Here is a 21473-nt window from a genome sequence, read left to right as displayed (position 1 = left end):
CGGCGGACGGCAGAATGGATACAGAGATGTATCCGATACACCTGTGTATCCTACGGTGAGTCGAACGTGCGAAACTGTGCGCAGGATGTGAAAGTGAGACCATGACGATCCCCGTGACGAAGCGGCGCGAGAACACACGAGCGCGACTGATGGATGCTGCCGCGCAGGTGTTCGCCGAGGTCGGACTCGAGGGCGCCAGTGTCGAGGCGATCTGCGAGCGCGCCGGGTTCACCCGCGGTGCCTTCTACTCGAACTTCGACTCCAAGGACGAACTGTTCCTCGAGCTCGCCTCGACCGTGGCCGAGCAGCGTCTGGCGTCTGTGCGCGGGCGCATCGAGGAGTTCGTCGCCGCCGGCGTGCTGAACGGCGATGCCGACCCCATCGAGCTGGTGCAGAAGGTCATGGACTCCGGCCTGGACGATCGGCTGAGCGTGCTCATGATGAGCGAGATCCGCATCCGCGCGCTGCGCGATGAGGGTTTCGGGAAGGCCTATCTCGCGCAGGATCGGGCGATGACCGCGAGCATCGAAGAGATCATCCAGGGCATCGTCGATTCGGGTCTTTTCGCGCTGCGGATCGACGTGCCCACCGCTGCGCAGATGCTCATGGTCCAGTGGGAGGGCTGCATGGCGCGCGCGGCGGTGTCGGGCTGGGACGGCGAGAAGCTGCACCGCGCTGGCGCCGAGGCGCTCGGCCAGCTCGTCGATCTGCTCATCGCCCCGGCCGCCGGCTGAGCGGGCGTCATCACTCCGCGGCGAGCAGTGCGTGGCAGCGTTCGAGGCGGCCCAGCCACCAATCGCGACGCTCGGCGGATGCCGCGAGCCGGTCGAGCCGCGCCGAGTCAGGGGTGACGCGGCCGACGGGAATCGCGCCGTCCGACGGTGAGAGGTCGGCGACGTCCTCGACGAACAGCGCGCCGGTGCCGAGTCCGCAGTCGTAGTCGAGGTGGGGGAGAGCGGCGGCCAGAGCCGCGCCCTGTGAAAGTCCGACGGCGGTGTCGAGTGCGCTGGAGACGACGGCCGGAAGACCTGCCGCGACGACGATCTGCAGCGCGCGCGTGAGGCCGCCAAGCGGCTGCGCTTTGATCACGATGAGATCCGCGGCACCTGCGCGGGCGACGGCGAGAGGATCCTCGGCCTTGCGGATGCTCTCGTCGGCGGCGATCGGAATGCCCATGTACTTCACGCGTGTGCGCAGTTCTGCAAGCTCGTCGACGGTGGCACAGGGCTGCTCGGCGTACTCGAGATCGAACTCCGCGAGTGCGTGGATCGCGTGCTCTGCCTCATCCACGTTCCACGCGCCGTTGGCGTCGATGCGCACGCGCCCCTCCGGCCCCAGCACGTCGCGCACTGCGCGCACTCTGGCGACGTCATCGCTCACCGACTGGCCGGGGTCGGCGACCTTGATCTTCGCCGTCCGGCATCCGGGGAATCGTGCCAGCACGCCGGCGACCTCGGCGGCGGCGACGGCCGGCACCGTCGCGTTCACGCCGATCGACTGTCGCAGCGCGGCCGGCTGCGCGTTCCATGCGTAGTCGATCGCCGCGCCCAGCCAGACGGATGCCTCGGCATCCGCATACTCGACGAACGGCGAGAACTCGGCCCACCCCTCGGGGCCCTCGAACAGCAGCGCTTCGCGCACATCGACGCCGCGGAAGCGCGTCGTCATGGGGAGGGCGACCACACGGGCCGTGTCGAGCAGCTCTGCGAGCGACGGGGTCATGTCACCATCATGCCCTTCCCGGTGCTCGGGGCGGCACTGCGCCTCGCGTATGTTGGTATCGATCGAGGGAGATCCAGTATGAATTCCCGGCCGCGCGTCGCCTTCGCCATGGAGCATGCGTCCCTTCTCTCACAGCTCCTGGACGACGATGCTCGCGCACGCCTCGCATCGGTCGCCGATGTGGTCGCGGACGACCCGCTCACCGAGTTCGCATCCGATCGCGCGCGGGACGTACTGGCCGAGATCGATGTGCTGATCACGGGGTGGGGATCGCCACGGGTCACCGCCGAGGTGCTCGCCCTGTCACCGCAGCTGCGGCTGATCGCCCACGCCGCCGGCACGGTCAAACCTCACCTGGATGAATCGGTGTGGGATCGCGGGGTCATCGTCACGACGGCGGCTGCGGCGAATGCCATCCCGGTTGCGGAATACACGCTCGCGTTCATCCTGCTCGCGGGGAAGAAGACCTTCGAGTCCGCACACGCGCTCCGCCGCAGACAGTCCGACTTCACCAGCGACGACGTGCCGCGCGACATCGGCAACCACGGCGCGACGGTCGGCGTCATCGGCGCCTCGCTGGTCGGCCGACGGCTCCTCACGCTGCTGCGAGCCTTCTCGTTCCGCGTGCTGCTGGCCGACCCGACCCTCTCCGTCGCGGATGCGGAGTCGCTCGGCGTCGAGCTCGTGCCCCTCGACGAGCTGATGCGGCGCAGCGCCGTCGTCACGCTGCACGCGCCGGTGCTGCCCGCCACGATCGGGATGATCGGTTCCGAACAGTTGCGAGCGATGAAGACCGGGGCGACCTTCATCAACACCGCCCGTGGGGCACTCGTCGACCACGACGCGTTGCGCCGTGAGCTGGTGAGCGGGCGCATCTCCGCCGTACTGGATGTCACCGACCCAGAGCCTCTGCCCGCCGGCGACCCGCTCTACGACCTGCCCAACGTCATCGTCACGCCGCACATCGCAGGATCGTTGGGCAACGAGCTCGCTCACATGGGCGGCTCCGCCGTACGCGAGGTCGAGCTGTTCGCGGCGGGCCTGCCGAACGAGCACGTCGTCACTCGTCAGGCACTGGCCGCGACGGCCTGACTCAGCCGACGCGCTTCTGCAGCTCGGCCATGAGCTCGGAGGGCGCGAAGCCGAGTCGGGTGTTGATGGCCAGCATGTGCTCGTTGACGCCGGCGTTGTACGTGTACACCGCTCGTACGTCTGAGGCGTGCTCCAGCAGCATTCGCAGATTCGCGATCTTGACGGCCATGCCCAGTCGGTTGCCGCGGGACTCGCGACGCACGAGCGTGCCCCACTGGTAGGCGTTCCCGTCATCGCCCGACACGACCAACTGCGTGAAGGCGACCACGAGGCCGTTGCTGTCGCATGCGACGGTTCCGAAACTGCGTCGATTCTGCTGGGCGATCAGCGTCTCGCTGTTGCGGATCTCACCGGTGTCCACCGTGGCGCGCTCGATCTCGAGGTCGCCGACCGGCGCCTCTGTGTCTACGGCGGCGTCGAGCTCGGCCCATCCGTCGACCAGCACCTGGGGAACGCTGCCGATCCACGAGCGCAGCGAGAAATCCTGGGAGCGAGCGGATGCCTCGGCGCCGAGCGCGTCGAGATGCGCTGCTGCGACGGGGAGCGACAGTCGACTCTGCACATCGCCGAGTGCCAGCGCGTAGCCGTGGCGTCGAGCGAACTCGCGCCCCGGAACCCCGGCGCCGTCGTCGCCCGCACTGCACGGCCATGACGCGCTCGCCTTCAGGATGCTGCGATCCGCACTTCGCGCTTCCGCCTCGAGTGCCGCGAGCACTGCCGTGCCGATGCCCTGGCGCCGCAGTTCCGGTGCGACGTGCACGCCGAGCGTCGCGACCCGCACGTTGTCACGCAACGGGAGCGCGAGGCGGGCGCCCGCGACGACGTCGCCGTCGATCCGGGCAAGGTACGCGCGGCGATCGATCGCCGCAGTGTCGTGCTGCAACTCGTGCCGGGATTCGTCGCGCGTCCACACCGCGGTGTCGGCGCCGCGGTCCGCGCGTTCGGCGGCGGCGTAGATGTCCCACCAGAGGTTCACCTCGCGGTTGTCGAACGGGTCGATCCGGATGAGTTCGAGCATCCTGCAACCGTAACCCGATCAATCGCCCATCAATGCGTCATTGACTATAGTGTGCGGCACACAGTAATGTAGTCGACATGAACGAGACGCTTGATACGCACCTGCAGGAACTGCGGCGCGGCACCGTGGTGCTCGCATGCCTGCAGCTGCTGCGCACTCCGGGATACGGCTACGGCCTGCTCGAGGAGCTCGAGCGCCGCGGCTTCGCCACCGACGCGAACACGCTGTACCCGCTGCTTCGCCGACTGGAGAAGCAGGAGTACCTCACGAGCGAGTGGAACACAGAAGAGGCACGGCCTCGCAAGTTCTACCGCACCTCGGACGCCGGCATCCGGCTCGCCGACACCCTCACTCAGGACTGGCTCGCGCTCACCGCCGCGATCGCCACGCTCACAGACCAGGAGAACTGACATGACTGAGACAGCAACACTCACCGAGCGGTACATCGCCGCGACGGTGCGGAGCATCACGCCGGCCGCCCAAGACGATGTCAAGGCCGAGCTCGCCGCATCCATCGACGACGCCATCGAGGCCAGGCTCGAGCAGGGCGAGCCGAGAGAATCCGCCGAGCGCGCCGTGCTGACAGAGCTCGGCGACCCGGGCATCCTCGCCGCCAGCTACGCCGACCGCCCACTGCACCTGATCGGTCCGCGTTACTACCTCACCTGGTGGCGACTGCTCAAGCTGCTGCTGTGGATCGTCCCGCCCTTCGCTGCCTTCGGCGTGGCGCTGGCTCAGGTTCTGAACGGTGCGAGCGTCGGAGAGGTGATCGGCCAGGTCGTCGCCGTCACTATCAGCGTCGTCGTGCACCTCGTCTTCTGGACCACGCTCGTCTTCTTCGTGCTGGAGCGCACCGGAGCAGACACCGGCGTGGGGTGGGACGTCGACCAGCTGCCGATGCCGACGGTCAACGGCGTCGGACGGGCAGACCTCATCGCTTCGCTCGGATTCCTCGTGATCGGCGTCGGCGCGATCTTCTGGGACCGCTTCGTCGGATTCTTCCCGACCGGAGGCGACCCCATCCCGGTGCTGAACCCTGGTCTGTGGCCGTGGGGGATCACGATCCTGTTCGCGCTCATCATCGCCGAGGTGCTGCTGGCCGTCGCGATCTACGCGCACGGGCGCTGGAACGCCCTGTTCGCCTGGATCAACACCGCGCTCGCCGTGGCGTTCGCGATCTGGTCGCTGACGCTGCTGGTGCGAGGCGAACTGGTGAACCCCGCGTTCCTCGACTTCGTCGTCAGCGCGGGTGGCGAGGGTCTCGCACGCGGCGACGCCGGAGCGGCGGAACAGGGCGGTGTCTTCCGCATCCTCGCGGTCCTCACCGGATTCTGCCTCGTGCTGTTCCCCGCGTGGGACATCATCGACGGGTGGCTCAAGACGCGTCGCGCCCGGCGCCAGGCATAGGCTTGGCTCATGGTCTCCGAGCTGTTCGATCCTGCTGAATGGGTGCTGGCGCCCGGCGCCGAGGATTACACCGACATCACCGCGCACGTCACGAACGACGGCGGCGTCGCCCGCATCGCCTTCAACCGGCCGGAGGTGCGCAATGCGTTCCGCCCGCACACGGTCGACGAGCTGTACCGGGCGCTCGACATCGCCCGCCAGGATCCGAAGATCGGCGCCGTGCTGCTCACCGGCAACGGGCCGAGCGCGAAGGACGGCGGCTGGGCGTTCTGCTCCGGCGGCGATCAGCGCATCCGTGGTCGGGATGGGTACAAGTACTCCGACGACGAGACGGCTGTGGCCGACCCGGCCCGCGCTGGGCGCCTGCACATCCTCGAGGTGCAGCGGCTGATCCGCTTCATGCCCAAGGTCGTCATCGCCGTCGTCCCAGGGTGGGCGGCCGGCGGCGGGCATTCGCTGCATGTGGTGTGCGACCTGACCGTCGCGAGTGCGGAGCACGGGAAGTTCAAGCAGACGGATGCCGATGTCGGCAGCTTCGACGCCGGTTACGGCTCGGCGTACATGGCCCGCCAGACCGGGCAGAAGTTCGCCCGCGAGGTGTTCTTCCTCGCCGAGGAGTACTCGGCGCAGCGCGCCTATGAGATGGGCGCCGTGAACCGGGTCGTGCCGCACGCCGAGCTCGAGCGCGAGGCGCTGAAGATGGCGCGCACCGTGCTGACGAAGTCGCCCACCGCGATCCGCATGCTGAAGTTCGCCTTCAATGCGGTCGATGACGGGCTCGTCGGTCAGCAGGTGTTCGCGGGCGAGGCGACCCGCCTGGCCTACGGCACCGATGAAGCTGTCGAGGGTCGCGACTCGTTCCTCGAGAAGCGCGACCCCGACTGGACATCCTTTCCCTGGCACTTCTGACGATGACCCACCTCATCGCCACTTCGGCCGACGACGCCGCCCAACTGCAGCAGGATCTTGCTCGAGCGCTCGACGGCGGCCCCGCACTGGCACTCGGGATGCTGGGCCTCGGCGCCTCGGATGATGAGCCGGAGGCCGTCGACGACGGCACGGCCGTGGTGATCGGAACGTCCGGATCCAGCGGCATCCCGAAGCGCGTCGTACTGAGCGCGGAGGCTCTGCGCGCCGGAGCCGAAGCGACCGCACTGCGCATCGGCTCCGGCAGTTGGCTTCTCGCGCTGCCGGCCGGATACGTCGCTGGTCTGCAGGTGCTGGCGCGCTCGATCCTCTCCGGTACCACTCCGGTGGTGCTGAGAGGAGGGTTCTCGGCCCGAAGCTTCGCCGAGGCGACCCTGCCGATGCTGCGCGGCCGCGGCGAGAAGCTGTTCACGTCGCTCGTGCCGGCGCAGGTCGCGACCCTGCTCGATGCGGCCATCGACGACACGACTGTCCTCGCCGCGCTCCAGGCGTACTCCGCGATCCTCGTCGGAGGTCAGGCGCTCCCGGAGCCGGTGCGGGAGCGCGCCGCCGAGCTCGGCGTGCATCTGGTGCGCACGTACGGCTCAACCGAGACGAGCGGCGGATGCGTGTACGACGGCGTGCCGCTCGAGACCGTCGCGGTGAAGACCGTCGACGGTGAACTGCGCATCGCCGGACCCATGCTCGCCGACGGCTACCTCGGTGACCCGGCCCTCACCGCGACCACGTTCGTGCGCGACGAGCACGGCATCCGCTGGTATCGCACCGGTGACCTCGGCATCGTCGAGGACGGTGTCGTGCGCGTGCACGGCCGCGCCGACAACGTGATCGTCTCGGGCGGCGTCAACATCTCCCTCGACAGGGTCGAGCGCATCGTCCGCGGCATCCCGGGTCTCACGAGTGCCGTCGTGGTCGGTGTCGACGACGAGCGATGGGGCGAAGCATCCGTCATCGTCGCCGAGCGCGGGGAGGCGCTCCGACGCAGCGAATCCGAACAGCTCGAGCATGCCCGCGAGGTGGTCGCGGAAGAGCTCGGCAAGCCTGCGCGGCCCGCGCGCATGATCATCGTCGACGAGATCCAGACACTGAGCTCCGGCAAACCCGATCGTGACGCGATCCGTCGCCTGGCCGCCGAGCTGCGCTGAGTCCCGAGAAGCCGAGCTCCGGAGAGGGAGACCATGGCCACATACACCCACGGGCATCACGAGTCGGTGCTGCGTTCGCACAGCAATCGCACGATCGCGAACTCGGCGGAGTACCTGCGTGCGCATCTCACTGCGGATGCGCGACTCCTCGACGTCGGCGCAGGGCCGGGGACGATCACGATGGATTTCGCGCAGCACGTCGGCCACGTCACCGCGACCGAGATCGGCGAGGCCGAACTCGCGCTCTCGCAGAAGCTCGCGGCGGCGCAGAGCGTCTCGAACATCGACTTCTCGGTGGAGGATGTGCACGCGCTGAGTTTCGCCGATGACAGCTTCGACATCGTGCACACCCATCAGGTGCTGCAGCACGTCGCCGATCCGGTGCAGGCGCTGCGCGCGATGCGCCGCGTCACGAAGCCCGGCGGGCTGGTCGCCGCGCGCGACGCCGACTACGCCGGGTTCATCTGGTTTCCGCTGGCACCAGGGCTCGACGAGTGGCTGCACCTGTACCGGGCGGCAGCGCGCGCGAACGGCGGCGAACCGGATGCCGGTCGGCGCCTGCTCTCATGGGCACGGGCTGCGGGGTTCGAGGATGTCACGGCGACAGCATCCACCTGGTGCTACGCGACGGCGGACGAGCGCGCGTGGTGGGGCGGCATGTGGGCCGACCGCATCGTCGAATCCGCGCTCGCGCGCCAGCTCGTCGACGACGGCTTCGCGACGGCCGCCGACCTGCAGCGGATCAGCGGTGCGTGGCGCGCGTGGTCGGATGCCGAGGACGGCTGGTTCCTCGTGCCGCACGGCGAGATCCTCTGCCGCGCCTGACGTTCTCGGGATACATCGCTGGACGGATGCTGACGCACCGGCGCCTCGCGTAGCGTGAGATGGTGATCCGTCCGCTGTCCCGCACTTCGCTCATCCTCGACATCGTCGGGGCGTTCGTGCTGTTCGCGGTCCTCGTGCCCACATCGCTCGCGTTCTACGCGCCGGGGAATCTCAGCACCACCGTCCCCGAGGCCGTCGGCATCGCTGGCCTGGTCGTCGCTGGAGTGCTGCAATTCGGCGCTGTCGCGATCGGGAGGCTCGCACCCGGCATCGCGCTGGCAGCGGCGTGGGTCGGTGCGATCGTGCAGATGGCCGTCGGTCTCGGACCGCTTCCGATCAATGTCGCGATCCTCGGCGTGCTGTACGCGACCGCCGCATGGGGCACGACCCGCGTTTTCTGGGCGGGCCTGGTCTCATCATTCGCCGGCGGCATCATCGCCTCGGCGTACATCGCCTTCAGCACCGGTCAGTTCTTCGCGGCCGGAATCTCCAGCACCGTCGCCACGTTCGTGCTGCTCGCGTTCATGTGCATCCTCGCGCTCGGCTCACCGTGGCTGGGTGGGTTCGGCTGGCGCATGGTGCTGCGGTGGCGCGCCAGCCGTGAAGCGCAGACGCTGGCCGAGATCGCCACGGCGGAGGAGCAGGAGCGGGTGCGCATCGCCCGCGACATGCACGACGTCGTCGCGCACTCGTTGGCTGTGATCGTGGCGCAGTCCGATGGCGCGCGTTATGCCGCGGCATCCTCGCCAGAGGTCGCAGTCGAGGCGCTGGGCACGATCTCGCAGACCGCGCGCTCCGCGTTGTCGGACGTGCGGATGCTGCTCACCCAGCTGCGGCATCGCCAGGGCGACGGGCCTCAGCCCACCATCGCCGACCTGGAGCAGCTGTTCGCACACGTGCGCCAGGCGGGCGTCGAGCCGCGGGTGACGGTCGATCCGATGCCGCCGGGGGAGCCGCCCGGCGCCATCCAGCTCGCCGTCTACCGCATCCTGCAGGAGGCGCTGACGAATGCCATCCGGCATGGGGCGGGCGGGGTGGTCGACATCCGCCTGGCGTGGCTGACGGATCGGGTCGAGGTCGAAGTGCGAAATGCGATCGCGGTCGCTCCCGTCGTGGGCGCTTCCGGCGGACACGGCCTGGTCGGCATGCGAGAGCGCGCCCAGCTCGTCGGCGGCTCGCTCACAGCCGAGCGCACCGGCGACGAGTTCGTGGTTCATGCGACACTGCCCATCGGGGCGTCGCAATCGTCGGAGGGACACGAATGATCCGGGTGCTGCTGGTCGATGATCAGGCGCTGTTCCGCGCCGGCATCCGGATGCTGGTGTCATCCCAGCCCGACATGGACGTCGTCGCAGAGGCGGGCAACGGGCAGGAGGCGCTCGCCGTCGTCGCGCAGTCGAGGCCGGACGTCGTGCTCATGGACATCCGGATGCCGGTGATGGACGGCCTGACCGCGACAGCCGAGATCCTGAAGTCGCCGGATGCGCCGAAGGTCGTGATGCTCACGACGTTCGACCTCGACGAGGCCGCAGCGCGTGCGATCAGGCAGGGGGCAAGCGGATTCCTGTTGAAGGACGCCGAGCCGGAGTTTCTGCTCGCCGCGATCCGCACCGTGCACTCAGGGTCGAACGTGATCGCAGCATCCGCCACGCGTGAGCTGTTCGCGCACTTCGCCGAGGCGGCGAAGCCGGTGCCGGCGGCTTACGCGTCGTTGACCGATCGCGAGCGGGAGATCTTCGCGCTCGCCGCGCGCGGGCTGTCGAACTCGGAGATCGCCGGGCGGGAGTTCCTCAGCGAGGCGACGGTGAAGACGCACATCAGCCGCATCCTCACCAAGCTCGCGCTGCGCGATCGCGTGCAGCTCGTGGTGTTCGCGTTCGAACACGGCCTGAACTAGCCCCGAACCCGCAAGACCACGCCGCGACAGCGCCGATTCGCCGCTGTCTCGGCGTGGTCTTGCAGTCTCGAGATCATCCTTGCGATGTAGGCGGATGCTGCGCACGGGCGATGCGGCGCAGCATCCGCTGTTCGTAACGTCGTGGGTATGGAGATCACGACCACAGACCTCGGGCTCGCAGCCCGCGTGCAGCACCTGACGAAGTCGTACGGCTCGGGTGAGAGCGCCGTCACGGCTCTCGATGACATCAGCGTCGGCATCCGCCGTGGGCAGTTCACGGCGATCATGGGACCTAGCGGCTCGGGCAAGTCGACGCTCATGCACATCATGGCCGGCCTCGATGCTCCGACCGAAGGGCGCGCGTGGATCGGCGACACCGAGATCACCGGCCTCGGCGACCTCGACCTCACGATCCTGCGGCGACGCCGCGTCGGGTTCATCTTCCAGGCGTTCAACCTCGTTCCGACGCTCGATGCGATCGGCAACATCCTGCTGCCGTTCGAACTCGACGGACGCCGGCCCAGCGCGATCGAACGCGCGCGGATCGACGGGCTCGTCGAGACGCTCGGCCTCGGCGCACGTCTGCGGCATCGCCCGCACCAGCTCTCCGGCGGACAGCAGCAGCGCGTGGCGATCGCCCGCGCGCTCGCCACCGCGCCCGATCTCGTGTTCGCGGATGAGCCGACCGGCAACCTCGATTCCGCCAGCGGACGCGAGGTGCTGCAGCTGCTCTCGACCGCGAGCCGCGATCACGGACAGTCAATCGCGATGGTCACGCACGACGCGATCGCGGCCAGCCACGCCGACCGGGTGCTGTACCTCGGCGACGGCCGCATCGTCGCCGACCACCCTCGTCAGAGTGCAGAGCAGATCGCGGCGTACATGCTCGCCGCCGAGGTGGCGGCATGAGCGCCGTGGCCTCGGTCGTCTCCGACACGAGTGCGACCGGACCTCGCCTCACCTGGCTGCGCGACCGCGGGATGGGAGCCAGCGTGCTGGTCGCCGCGCTCTCGTCGGCGCTCGGCGTCGTGCTCGTCCAGGCGACGATGTACATCGGCGCGATGCTGCAGGCCGACCCGTACATCGGAGACAGCGGAACGCTCGCCGTCGTAATCGCGCTGCTTTCTGTGCTGCTGATAGGGGTCGCGCTCTACGTCGGCGCCATCGTCACGGCCAACACCTTCTCGACGATCATCGCCGGGCGCACGCGGCACATCGCGCTGGTGCGCCTGATCGGTGGGAGTGCGCGCTCGCAGCGCGTCGAGGTCGCGAACCAGGGGCTGGTCGTCGGCGCCCTCGGCGCCCTGGTCGGTCTGGTCGCGGGTTTCGTCATGGTCTGGATCGGACTGGCCGTCGCCGACCGGATGCTGGGCGCGGTGCCCTCGTTCACGCTGGTGCAGCCGGCGATCCTGATCCCCGCGTTCGGGGTCGCGCTGACGACGTGGGCGGCAGCCTGGGTCGGCTCACGACGCGTGCTCGCGGTGACTCCGCTGCAGGCGATCGGAGGCTCGGTGGAACGCTCGCACGAGGATGCTGCGCGACGCCCCACGCGCCACGTCGGAGCGCTGCTGCTGCTCATCGCCGGCGCTGCGCTGCTCGCGTTCGGGGTGATCATCGGGCTGGTGACGCCGCTGGGTGTGGTCGTGGCGTTCTTCGGAGGGCTGCTGTCGTTCACCGGGATCTCGCTGGGCGCCGTGCTGGTGATGCCGCCGCTGCTGCGTCTGGTCGGAAAGCTGTTCGGACGCTCGGCGACCGCACGGCTCGCTGCGGAGAACGCATTGCGGTATCCGGAGCGCTCCAGCCGCATGGCGATCGGTGTCGTCATGGGCGTGACTCTGGTGACGATGTTCGCGGTCGCGCTGGAGTCGGTCAAGGTGCTGCTGGCGAAGGCTGCGGGTGGAGAGGTCGACTCGGAGTTCGCGCTGATCATGGACAGCTTCGCCGCCATCATGATGGTGCTGGTCGGCGTCTCGGCGGTGATCGCCGCGGTGGGGCTGGTGAACCTGCTCACGATCGGAGTGGTGCAGCGCCGCCGCGAGCTCGGACTGCTGCGCGCGATCGGGCTCTCGAATGCTCAGGTGCGACGGATGATCCTGCTCGAGGCGCTGCACATCACGATCACGGCGACCGCCACCGGGCTCGCGCTCGGCGTGCTCTACGGCTGGATCGCCGCGCAGTCGCTGCTCGGCTCTGTGCGGATGCCGCCGCACTTCGAGGAGACCGCGGGGCTCGTGGCGCCGGCGGTGCCGTGGATCCCGGTGGTCGTGATCGTCGTCGCGACTGCGGTGCTGACCCTCGTGGCCGCCGCGACGCCGACGCGGCTCGCGACCCGCGTGGCTCCGGTCGAGGCGCTCGCCGTGGACTGAGCTCGCTGAGACCCCACCTTGTTGCCGAGACCCCGCGGTACTTGCGCGATTCAGATGGGGTCTCGGCGGTAACACGGGGTCTCGGCGATGCAGGGTCTCGTAGGCTGGAGGGATGCCGCAGCCGTTCGATCAGTCCGCATACCAGGTCCGCTTCGAGTGGGGAGTCGCGGGCCTGCAGCGTCTCGCACCGGCCGACGTGGTCGTCGTGGTCGACGTGCTGCGATTCTCGTCGACAGTGACGGATGCCGTGGCCACCGGCCGCACGGTCGCACTCACGGATGCCGAGCGCTGGTCCCGCAACGGCGCAGCCGTGGTTGCCGCGGCCGCAGCGGGAGGCGAGCCGACTGTGCTCCTCGGTTCGCTGCGCAACGCCTCGGCCGTGGCCAGGACGGTGCTCGAACTGCAGAACCGCCGACAGCAGCGCACTTCGGTCGCCGTGATCGCGGCGGGCGAACTGACGGATGCCGGAGACCTCCGCTTCGCCGTCGAAGACCAGCTCGGCGCTGGCACGATCATCGCGGCGCTCAGTGATCTGGGCGCCGATCACACGTCGCCGGATGCCGCGGCCGTCTGCGAATCCGCGCGCGGACTGCGACGGGCGATGCGGCATCTGCTCACAGCATCCGGATCCGGCAAGGAGATCGCCGAGGGCGTTTCCGCGACCGGGCGGATCGAAGCGGCGGGTCTCGTCCCGACCGAGACTGCAGCGGCCGCCGAGGTGGATGCGACGGACGTCGTGCCCGTGCTCAAAGACGGAGTCTTCGTCGCGTTCGAGTGAGCGGGCTACTGCTCGCGCGGCATCTGCGCGGCCAGCTTCGCCGCCGCCGTGATCTCGCGGCGGGTCCAGGTGAACTCGAAACGCGGGTCGAACGTGCGCGAGCACTTGACGCACGAGGTCGCCCTGCTGGGTCGGCGGTGCCGGTACGTGACGTGGCCGGCGGGGCACGTGCCGATCCACGGCGCGAGCTCTTCCGCCGTCTCGCCGTGGTGCGTCGTGCCACCGACGTAGCCGATGTCGCGGGCGATGTGCTTCCATTTCGCCCCGTGCGCGGCCCGGTGTCCGGCAAGCGCGTGCGCCACTTCGTGCAGCAGCACCTGATGGATCTCATCATCTTCGAAGCGCGCAGCGAGATAGCGCGACACCGTGATGCGCTTCGCCCGGAAATCGCACTGCCCGGCACGACGCTTCGCGTGGTCGAAGCCGAACGACCACGAGTCGTCGAGATGCAACCGAATCAGTGCGTCTCCCCAGATGCGCACACGGTCAAGTTCCGCCATGCGCCAAGAGTAAATCATCCCGCCGACAATGGGGGAGTCGGCCAGGTCAGCTCCCGACGAGCTGCCCGGTGCGGCGCTTCTCCGCAGCCTCGATCGCGAGCAGCGCGACCTCGAGCTCGGCATCCGCGGCGCCGGCCTCGCGACGCAGGAACAGCGCCTGCTTGAGGCTCGTGCGCGCTTCATCGAAGTCGCCGGCGTCGTAGGCGTTCTTGCCGTGGTGCTGGTATGCGAACGCCGCGATCGACGCCCACCCCTGCCCTTCGGCCTCGGATGCGCAGGTCGCGAGTTCCTGCTCGGCTGCGGCGTACGCGCCGCGGTACTGCAGGATCGTCGCGTGCAGCACTCGTGCGCGCAGAACGTCTTTGCGGGTGCCGGCCATCCGCGCCACTCGCACGGATTCGTCCGAGAGCTTCAGTGCGTCGTCGAGCTGATCGAGCACTTTGAGGAGCCAGACGCGCTCGAGCAGCGCCGGCAGGCTGCGCTGCGACTCGATCTCGACCAGCCGCTGCGCGCACTCGATCTTGTCGACCAACTCACGAAGAGTCTCTGGATCGTAACCCTTGATGTAACCCATGTGCTCTCCCTCCGCAGCGCCTCGCTCCAGTCTGCCTGTCGGATCACCAGACGAGCCGGCGGCACGCCCCGGAGTGTGATTTCAACGCAGGAAGATCGACGCGTCCGGCTTCGGGGATGCCACAGCATCCGCATCCGTGACGATCCGCGCACCTTTCGCGAAGGCGGCGACCTCGGCATCCTGCGCGATCTTCGCCGGATGGGGGCCGGCCGCCAGCATCCGGGGCAGCCATTCGGTGGGCAGGGGAGAAGCGGATGCTGCGATCACCAGATTCCCGAACCGACGGCCTTTGAGCACTTGGGTGTCGGCGAGCAGCGCGACCTCGGGGAGCACGTGGGCGATCGTGGCGACCTGGCGTCTCGCGAACGCGAGGCCTGGGCCGTCGGCGACGTTGACGAGCAGCACTCCGGTCGGGGCGAGGAGCCCTGACAGCTCGCGGTAGAACTCCACGCTGGTCAGGTGAGCGGGCGTCTGCGCGCCGGAGTACACATCCGAGACGACAAGATCGCAGGCGCCGGTGAGCGCGGGCGGCAGCTTCTGAACACCAGCGCGCGCGTCCCCGATCCGGATGCGGATGGAAGCACCGCGCGGCAGCGGCAGGTGCTCGCGCACGAGAGCCGCGAGCGGCGCCTCGAGTTCGATCACCTGCTGACGCGACCCCGGCCTGGTCGCCTCGATGTAGCGCGGGATGGTCAGCGCTCCGGCGCCGAGGTGCACCGCGGTCAGCGGCGCACCCGCCGAGGTCAGCTGATCGATCACCGCGCCCATGCGGACGACGTACTCGAAATGCAGATGTGTGGCGTCGTCGAGGTCGACGTGCGACTGCGGTGTGTCGTCGACGATCAACTCGAAGCCGCTCGTGAACTCCGAGGGGATCACCCGAGCGATCCCGCCGTGGTCGAGGCGTGCCTCGGGGTGTTCGGCATCCCGAGCTCGCGTCCGTCCCATGCTCCTGAGCCTATGCGGGACGGGCGTGTTACAGGTCTATGACGATCCAGCGCACAAGTTGCAGGCATTTTGTTAGTGATGAATACTTTTTACTGATCGGCATGCAACCGTTGTGCGCCGAGGCACTTTTCAATGAGGAGATTCACCAGATGAAGAAGCGCATTCTTCCCATCGTGGCGCTGGGCGTCACGGCAGCACTGGGCCTCGCCGCATGTTCCGGCGACACGGGCAGTGGCTCGGCCGACGGTGAGGACCAGACCCTCAGCGTCTGGATCATGCAGGGCACCAACCCCGACTCCACCGCATTCCTCGACGAGGTCTCCTCGGCGTTCAAGGAGGAGACCGGCGCGACCGTCGAGTTCGAAGAGGTGCAGTGGGCAGACGCCCACGATCGCTTCGTGACCTCGATCGCCGGCGGCACGACCCCCGACATCGCCGAGACCGGCACCACCTGGACCGCAGAGTTCGCCGACGCCGGCGCGCTCGTTCCGCTCGACGAGTACGTCGACGCCGAAGACGGCCTCCGCGACGACCTCGTCGAGGGCCTCGAAGTCGCCGGCACCTACGACGAAGAGCTCTACGGCATGCCGTGGTACGCCGGTGTGCGCTCGATCGTCTACCGCGCCGACATCTTCGAAGAGCTGGGACTCGAGGCTCCGAAGACGTGGGACGACATCGTCACCGCTGGCGAGGCCATCAAGGCCGCGCACCCCGAGATGCTCGCGTTCCCCGTTGCCGGAGACTCCGAGTTCTTCGTGTACCCGTGGGTCTGGGGCGCCGGTGGCGAGATCGCCACGGAGAAGGACGGCGAATGGACGAGCGAGCTCGACAGCGAGAAGTCGCAGGCCGGCATCCAGTTCTACACCGACCTGGCCACGAAGCACGGCTTCTCCTCCGCAGGTGCGACCACGTGGAAGGAGACCGACATCCGTGACGCGTTCACGCAGGGCACGGTCGCGATGATGCTGTCCGGCTCGTGGACGCCGAACGCGCTGATCGAGACGAACCCCGACCTCGAGGGCAAGCTCGGCGCAGCCGTGATCCCGGGTGAAGACGGCGACATCGCCCCGTCGGTGCTCGGCGGATCGCACCTGTCGATCTTCAACACCACGAAGAACGCCGACCTCGCGTGGGAGTTCGTCAAGTTCATGACCACGGGCGAGTACGCCGAGCAGTGGGCTGAGCAGACCGGTTACTTCCCGGGCGTCGCCTCGGCAATGGAAGAGGCTCTCGCCTCGACCGACCCGCTCGTCGCACCGTTCGCAGAGCAGATGGTCGATGGTGGCGGATCCGTGCCGGTGACCCCGAACTTCGGAGCCGTCCAGGCGAAGAAGACCACCAACGCGATGATCCAGTCGATCCTCAGCGGGCAGAAGGACGTCGCCACCGCGACGAAGGATGCCGCAGCCGAGATGACCGAACTGCTCAACCAGTAACGACCAGTTAGGCAATAACTCTCCTATGTCGACGGTGCACGCACCGCTGCCGACACCCACGGAGGCGGGGAACACCCCCGCCTCCGTGGCCGGTGGCCGCCGATCAAATCGGTTCCTCTCCATTGCCAAGGCCCGTCCTTGGCTGCTCCTCGCCCCCGGGCTCGCGATCCTCGCGGTGCTCATGCTGTGGCCGCTGGTGCAGGTCTTCATCTACTCGCTGCAGGACTACGGGCTGCGGGAGATCAACACCGGAGAGTCGAACTTCATCGGCTTCGACAACTACGTCGAGGCGCTGACCAACCCGACACTGTGGACTGTCGTCCTGCCGAACACCGTCGGCTTCGCCGCCGTCGCGGTGCTGGCCACGGTCGCCGTCGGCACGCTCGTGGCGCTGCTGCTGCAGCGGCTCGGCACGACCTGGCGCCTGATCGTCTCCAGCTGCATCATGATCGCGTGGGCGATGCCGGCTGTCACCGGCACCTACGTGTGGACCTTCATCTTCGACGCCGATCGCGGCGTCTTCAACGACATGCTGCGCAGCCTCGGCCTCATCGACGAGTCGGTGAACTGGTTCACGAATCAGTGGTCCTTCTACGCGATCGTGCTGCTGAACGTCGTGCACCACGGTTTCCCGTTCGTCGCGATCACCGTGCTCGCTGGTCTGCTCGGCGTCTCCAAGGAGATGCTCGAGGCCGCAGCCCTCGATGGCGCCGGCGCCTGGCGCCGCTTCTGGGGCATCATCTTCCCGACTCTGCGCCCCGTGTTCTCCGTGGTGATCATCCTGTCGACCATCTGGGACTTCAAGGTCTTCGCGCAGGTGTATCTGATGCCCGGCGGCTCGGGATCGAACCGCTCTGTGCTCAACCTCGGCGTCTGGTCGTACGTCGAATCATTCGGTCAGAACCGCTACGGCTTCGGTGCCGCGCTCGCGGTGCTGCTGACCCTGGCGCTGATCGGCATCACGATCGTGTACATCCGCTCGCTCATGAAGGAGGACGAACTGTGAACCCGAACAACAAGTCCGTCCTGTCGAAGGTCGGCATCGGCGTCGCTGTCGCCGCGGTCCTGGTCTTCACGCTCTTCCCGGTGTACTGGATGATCTCCAGTGCGTTCGACAAGAACGCCTCCAGCGGCGGGCGCTCGTTCTTCCCCGAAGAGCTCACCTTCGACCACTTCACATTCGTCTTCACCGAGGGCGGCTTCGGCGTCTTCCTCCGCAACTCCGCGATCGTCGCGCTCGTGACGGTTCTGGTCAGCGCACTGGTCTGCCTGCTCGCCGCTGTCGCGGTGGCGCGGTTCAAGTTCAAGTTCCGCACCACCATCCTGATGATGATCCTCGTGGTGCAGATGGTGCCGCTCGAGGCGCTGGTCATCCCACTGTTCCTGCAGGTGAAGAGCCTCGGACTGCTCAACAGCATCATCGGTCTGATGATCGTGTACGTCGCTCTCTCGCTCGCGTTCGGCATCTGGATGCTGCGCGGCTTCGTCGCCGCCGTCCCGGTCGAGCTGGAGGAGGCGGCGTACATCGACGGCGCGAGCTGGTGGCGCATGTTCCGCTCGGTGCTGCTGCCGCTGGTGATGCCCGGCCTCGTCGCGACGAGCATCTTCAGCTTCATCACGGCGTGGAACGAGTTCATCTTCGCCATGACGATGCTCGGCGGAGCGAGCGACCAGTACACGGTCGCGATCGGCCTGAAGTCGTTCTTCGGCCTGCACTCCAACGACTGGGGCAGCATCATGGCCGCATCGACGATCATCACGATCCCCGTCATGATCTTCTTCGTGATCGTGCAGCGCCGGCTCGCCAGCGGCATGGTCGCCGGAGCGGTGAAGGGATGACGGACGAGCTCACCCGTCTCGCCAACAGCGTGCTGTGGCCGGGGTTCTTCGGGACCGAGGCTCCGGCGTGGCTGCGCGCGGCGCTCGAGGACGATCTCGCCGGCGTCGTGTACTTCGGTCAGAACATCTCCGCCGAGCTTCCGGCGCTCAGCGCCCAGATCCGTGCGGCCAACCCGCGCGCGCTGATCGGCATCGATGAGGAGGGCGGCAGCGTCACCCGACTCGAGGTCGGCACCGGCTCGACGCTGCCCGGAGCCGCGCAGCTCGGCATCGTCGACGACCTCGCCGCGACCGAGTCCACCGGAGCAGAGCTCGCCCGCCGTGCACGGGCGGCCGGCATCAACGTCGTACTCGGGCCCGTCGCCGACGTGAACACCGACCCGCGCAATCCGGTGATCGGCGTTCGTTCGTTCGGGGCGGACGCCGCGCTCGTCTCGCGCCACGTCGTGGCCACGGTAGAGGGCTTGCAGCACGGGGGAGTGGCCGCGTGCGTCAAGCATTTCCCCGGTCACGGCGACACGCATCTCGACTCGCACCATGCGCTGCCCGTGATCACGCTGGATCCCGCCGAGATCGAGGACGTGCACCTCGAGCCGTTCCGCGCTGCGATCGCCGCAGGCGTGGACTCGATCATGACCGCGCACATCGTCGTCCCCGCATGGGGAGAGCGACCGGCGACGCTGAACCCCGCAGTGCTGGGACGCCTGCGTGAGATGGGATTCGAGGGTGTGATCATCACCGACGCGCTCGACATGGCAGCAGTTCGCGAGTCGGTCGGCATCGGTGGCGGGGCGGTGCAGGCTTTGGCCGCCGGCGCCGATCTGCTGTGCATCGGCAACCCGACCAACCCGGGCTCTGCTGCCCATGCCGATCAGGACGAGCGCGACTATCTCTCGGCACGCGAGGCGATCGTCGCCGCGCTGCGCGACGGCACTCTGCCGCGCGAGCGCGTCGAGCAGGCACGCGATCGGGTGCGGATGCTGGCGACGAAGGTCGCAGGAACCGTCGCGGAGGCGCCGGACCGGGCGCCATATGACGCCGCGGAGATCGTGCGGCGTGGATTGCGCGTCACGGTTGCGACAGACGCGACGGCGGATGCCGCGGCATCCGCTCTTTCCGTCATCGACGCCCGCCGGCGCTCGACGCTCGCGGTCGACAGCGCCGCGTCGTACGTCGCCGAGAGTCTCGCGGAAGGCGGCTTCCGCGTGCGGCTGGACGTCGACCGCGCGACGGACGAGGAACGGGATGCTGCGCTGAACGCTGCCATCGCGGCTGAAGGGCGCGTCGTCCTGCTGATCGACCGACCCGACGTCGCCGACGCGCAGCGGGCGCTCGTGGAGCTCGCGGCAAGCCGTGATCCGGACGCCGTCGTCGTCAACGTGGGCCTGCCGGCCCGGCATCCGCTGCCTCTTCCGATCGTCGAAGTCTCGGCGGCCAGCCGCGTCGGTGCCGAGGCCGCTCGCGACCTGCTGCTCGGGCGCTGACGCGCAACACGCCGCAGGAGGTGGCGCGAATGGCCGCGTCAACCGAGCTCGGGCGACCATAAGCGACACCTCCAGAGCGACCACTTTGTGGGAGGTGGCGCGAATGGCCGCGTCAACCGAGCTCGGGCGACCATAAGCGACACCTCCCGAACGACTGAAGACGCGCCAGAGCGCCTCAGTTCAGGTTGCCCGCAGAGCAGGTGTCCTGCCCGACGTTCGTCCCGGAGAGCTCGGGAGGCAGCGTCGCCCGGTCGTCCGGCGCTGCCGGGTCCTCGGGGGCGGCGGTTTCCTCAGGTGCGGGCTCGTTCGTCGGGGTCACTTCCTCCACGCCGCCGTTGGGGCTCGCGCCGCCGGTGAGCTCGAGGGACTGATTCGCGGCGAGAGCATCCCACAGTGCGGTGGCGGCGTCGTAGTCCGGCACGACCTTGTTGGGATCGGACGGATCGGTGAAGCTCGGATACTGCACGAACACGAAGTCGTCGAACGGCACGTCCTTCACCGCGAGGGCGAGTTGGCCGAGCGTCAGAGGGTTGGAGAGCGTGTCGCTGGGCACGATGTTCTCCGCCACGGTGTTCGCCAGGCGCAGCACCTTCGACGGGTCGCTGAGCACCTCGTCGCTGAGGATCTTCTTCGCCAGGCGCGACATGTACTGCTGCTGGTTCGAGATGCGCGCGAGGTCGCTCCCATCGCCCACACCGTGGCGTGTGCGCAGGAACTGCAGCGCCTCGAGGCCCTGCACGTTGCGGGTGCCGGCCGGCCAGTCGATGCCGGTCTGGGTGTCGCTGATCCCCGGCTCGGCGATGCACACCTCGACGCCGCCGATCGCGTCGGTCATCTGGATCACGCCGTCGAAGCTCAGCTTCGCGGCGAAGCCGATCGGAACGTCGGTGAGCTCGGTGATGGTCTGCGCGACGCACGACAGCCCGGCATGCTCGTACACGCTGTTGAGCGACTGCGTTCCCTGCGCGGATGCCTCGGAGCCGTCCTCGCGCGTGCACTCGGGCACCTCGACCATCAGGTCGCGAGGGAACGACACGACCGTCACCCGCCGAGGGTTCTCAGACACGTGCACGAGCAGATTCGCGTCGTTCAGGATGCCGGCGTCGCTCTCCTCGCAGCGCTCGCCGAGCCACTGCTCGGAGATCGGGCCGCACTCGTCCGTTCCGAGCACGAGCACATCGAATGCACCGGGATACTCGCCGAGGGCGGGCGGCGCGATCTCGGGAGCGCCCTCGAGGCCGACGGAATCCGCCGTCGCTCGCGTGGCGAGGTCGATCGCGATGAACGCTCCGACGCCGATCGCCGCGACCAGCACGGCGGCGAGCGCAGCGCCCAGCAGCTTCAGGCCGGTCGATGTCCGGGTCGGCGACGGCAGCGTCGCATGGCGAGCGACCGTCGAGCGGTGGAGTGCATCAGGCACCTTCTTCATCCGTGGTCCTCCGATCCTGCCTGACGGTAACACGGGGCTGTTACGCAGCTGATACCGGATCGCAACATGGATGCGTTTGGATTCCA

Annotated in this window: 22 protein-coding genes; 16 read left to right on the top strand and 6 right to left on the bottom strand. The window is 68.3% G+C overall.

All coding sequences use genetic code 11. From position 1 onward, the window contains the following. Nucleotides 1-101 precede the first annotated feature (101 nt). The gene (locus IEV67_RS16305; protein ID WP_188437682.1) at nt 102-734 is read left to right on the top strand and encodes a TetR/AcrR family transcriptional regulator; all 633 of its coding nucleotides are present in this window, start codon (nt 102-104) and stop codon (nt 732-734) included. A gap of 10 nt (nt 735-744) precedes the next feature. Here the strand turns inward: IEV67_RS16305 and IEV67_RS16300 are convergent, their stop codons facing one another. Next, nucleotides 745-1722: an o-succinylbenzoate synthase gene (locus IEV67_RS16300; RefSeq protein ID WP_188437680.1), complete on the bottom strand. Its 978-nt coding sequence runs from the start codon at nt 1720-1722 to the stop codon at nt 745-747. 78 nt (nt 1723-1800) lie between these two features. Here IEV67_RS16300 and IEV67_RS16295 point away from each other — a divergent pair, with 78 nt between their 5' ends. Then, nucleotides 1801-2814 (top strand): hydroxyacid dehydrogenase, encoded by a 1014-nt coding sequence (locus tag IEV67_RS16295; RefSeq protein ID WP_188437678.1) that lies wholly within the window; start codon nt 1801-1803, stop codon nt 2812-2814. Between the two features lies 1 nt (nt 2815). Here the strand turns inward: IEV67_RS16295 and IEV67_RS16290 are convergent, their stop codons facing one another. Beyond that, nucleotides 2816-3832, bottom strand: a complete 1017-nt coding sequence (locus IEV67_RS16290) for a GNAT family N-acetyltransferase (RefSeq protein ID WP_188437676.1) — start codon at nt 3830-3832, stop codon at nt 2816-2818. 77 nt (nt 3833-3909) lie between these two features. On the opposite strand from IEV67_RS16290, the gene IEV67_RS16285 reads away from it, so the two are divergent. From IEV67_RS16285 to IEV67_RS16240, 10 genes are all read left to right on the top strand, one after another. Beyond that, on the top strand, nt 3910-4242 hold the full coding sequence (locus IEV67_RS16285; protein WP_188437674.1) for a PadR family transcriptional regulator: 333 nt from the start codon (nt 3910-3912) through the stop codon (nt 4240-4242). Between the two features lies 1 nt (nt 4243). Then, nucleotides 4244-5239 (top strand): permease prefix domain 1-containing protein, encoded by a 996-nt coding sequence (locus IEV67_RS16280; protein ID WP_188437672.1) that lies wholly within the window; start codon nt 4244-4246, stop codon nt 5237-5239. Nucleotides 5240-5248: 9 nt separating this feature from the next. Continuing rightward, nucleotides 5249-6148 carry a 1,4-dihydroxy-2-naphthoyl-CoA synthase gene (locus IEV67_RS16275; RefSeq protein ID WP_188437670.1) on the top strand — a complete coding sequence of 300 codons (900 nt, stop codon included), beginning with the start codon at nt 5249-5251 and terminating at the stop codon, nt 6146-6148. A 2-nt stretch (nt 6149-6150) separates the two neighbouring features. Then, nucleotides 6151-7311, top strand: coding sequence for an AMP-binding protein (locus IEV67_RS16270; RefSeq protein ID WP_188437668.1), 1161 nt, complete (start codon nt 6151-6153; stop codon nt 7309-7311). A 33-nt stretch (nt 7312-7344) separates the two neighbouring features. Further along, nucleotides 7345-8136, top strand: coding sequence for a class I SAM-dependent methyltransferase (locus tag IEV67_RS16265; RefSeq protein WP_188437666.1), 792 nt, complete (start codon nt 7345-7347; stop codon nt 8134-8136). A 62-nt stretch (nt 8137-8198) separates the two neighbouring features. Then, a complete protein-coding gene (locus tag IEV67_RS16260; RefSeq protein ID WP_188437664.1) occupies nt 8199-9401 on the top strand; it encodes a sensor histidine kinase in 1203 nt (400 codons plus the stop codon). Then, entirely contained in the window at nt 9398-10033 is a 636-nt protein-coding gene (locus IEV67_RS16255) for a response regulator (RefSeq protein ID WP_188437662.1), read from the top strand. The genes IEV67_RS16260 and IEV67_RS16255 overlap by 4 nt, the downstream gene beginning before the upstream one ends. 147 nt (nt 10034-10180) lie before the next feature. Beyond that, nucleotides 10181-10942 carry an ABC transporter ATP-binding protein gene (locus IEV67_RS16250; protein ID WP_188437660.1) on the top strand — a complete coding sequence of 254 codons (762 nt, stop codon included), beginning with the start codon at nt 10181-10183 and terminating at the stop codon, nt 10940-10942. Beyond that, the gene (locus tag IEV67_RS16245) at nt 10939-12399 is read left to right on the top strand and encodes an ABC transporter permease (RefSeq protein ID WP_188437658.1); all 1461 of its coding nucleotides are present in this window, start codon (nt 10939-10941) and stop codon (nt 12397-12399) included. Before IEV67_RS16250 ends, IEV67_RS16245 begins: the two co-directional genes overlap by 4 nt. Before the next feature lie 112 nt (nt 12400-12511). Beyond that, a complete protein-coding gene (locus IEV67_RS16240) occupies nt 12512-13177 on the top strand; it encodes a 2-phosphosulfolactate phosphatase (protein WP_188437656.1) in 666 nt (221 codons plus the stop codon). A gap of 5 nt (nt 13178-13182) precedes the next feature. Here IEV67_RS16240 and IEV67_RS16235 read toward each other — a convergent pair whose 3' ends face one another. The 3 genes from IEV67_RS16235 to IEV67_RS16225 form a co-directional block, all read right to left on the bottom strand. Continuing rightward, a complete protein-coding gene (locus tag IEV67_RS16235; RefSeq protein ID WP_188437654.1) occupies nt 13183-13677 on the bottom strand; it encodes a SprT-like domain-containing protein in 495 nt (164 codons plus the stop codon). A gap of 46 nt (nt 13678-13723) precedes the next feature. Next, nucleotides 13724-14251, bottom strand: a complete 528-nt coding sequence (locus IEV67_RS16230) for a hypothetical protein (protein WP_188437653.1) — start codon at nt 14249-14251, stop codon at nt 13724-13726. An 81-nt stretch (nt 14252-14332) separates the two neighbouring features. Beyond that, complete coding sequence (locus tag IEV67_RS16225) at nt 14333-15199, bottom strand: spermidine synthase (RefSeq protein WP_188437651.1); 867 nt, start codon at nt 15197-15199, stop codon at nt 14333-14335. 149 nt (nt 15200-15348) lie between these two features. On the opposite strand from IEV67_RS16225, the gene IEV67_RS16220 reads away from it, so the two are divergent. From IEV67_RS16220 to IEV67_RS16205, 4 genes are read left to right on the top strand one after another with little or no spacing between them, the layout of a single operon-like run. After that, nucleotides 15349-16635, top strand: coding sequence for a sugar ABC transporter substrate-binding protein (locus IEV67_RS16220; protein ID WP_188437649.1), 1287 nt, complete (start codon nt 15349-15351; stop codon nt 16633-16635). A 25-nt stretch (nt 16636-16660) separates the two neighbouring features. Next, the gene (locus tag IEV67_RS16215; protein ID WP_188437648.1) at nt 16661-17641 is read left to right on the top strand and encodes a carbohydrate ABC transporter permease; all 981 of its coding nucleotides are present in this window, start codon (nt 16661-16663) and stop codon (nt 17639-17641) included. Then, nucleotides 17638-18474: a carbohydrate ABC transporter permease gene (locus tag IEV67_RS16210; RefSeq protein WP_188437646.1), complete on the top strand. Its 837-nt coding sequence runs from the start codon at nt 17638-17640 to the stop codon at nt 18472-18474. The genes IEV67_RS16215 and IEV67_RS16210 overlap by 4 nt, the downstream gene beginning before the upstream one ends. Then, nucleotides 18471-19958 (top strand): glycoside hydrolase family 3 protein, encoded by a 1488-nt coding sequence (locus IEV67_RS16205; protein WP_188437645.1) that lies wholly within the window; start codon nt 18471-18473, stop codon nt 19956-19958. The genes IEV67_RS16210 and IEV67_RS16205 overlap by 4 nt, the downstream gene beginning before the upstream one ends. A gap of 175 nt (nt 19959-20133) precedes the next feature. Here the strand turns inward: IEV67_RS16205 and IEV67_RS16200 are convergent, their stop codons facing one another. Beyond that, the gene (locus tag IEV67_RS16200) at nt 20134-21387 is read right to left on the bottom strand and encodes an LCP family protein (RefSeq protein ID WP_188437644.1); all 1254 of its coding nucleotides are present in this window, start codon (nt 21385-21387) and stop codon (nt 20134-20136) included. Between the last annotated feature and the right edge of the window lie 86 nt (nt 21388-21473).

It is taken from the genome of Microbacterium murale, from assembly GCF_014635185.1.
In the GTDB taxonomy this organism is placed as follows: domain Bacteria; phylum Actinomycetota; class Actinomycetes; order Actinomycetales; family Microbacteriaceae; genus Microbacterium; species Microbacterium murale.
This window is presented reverse-complemented; position numbering and strand designations above follow the sequence as displayed.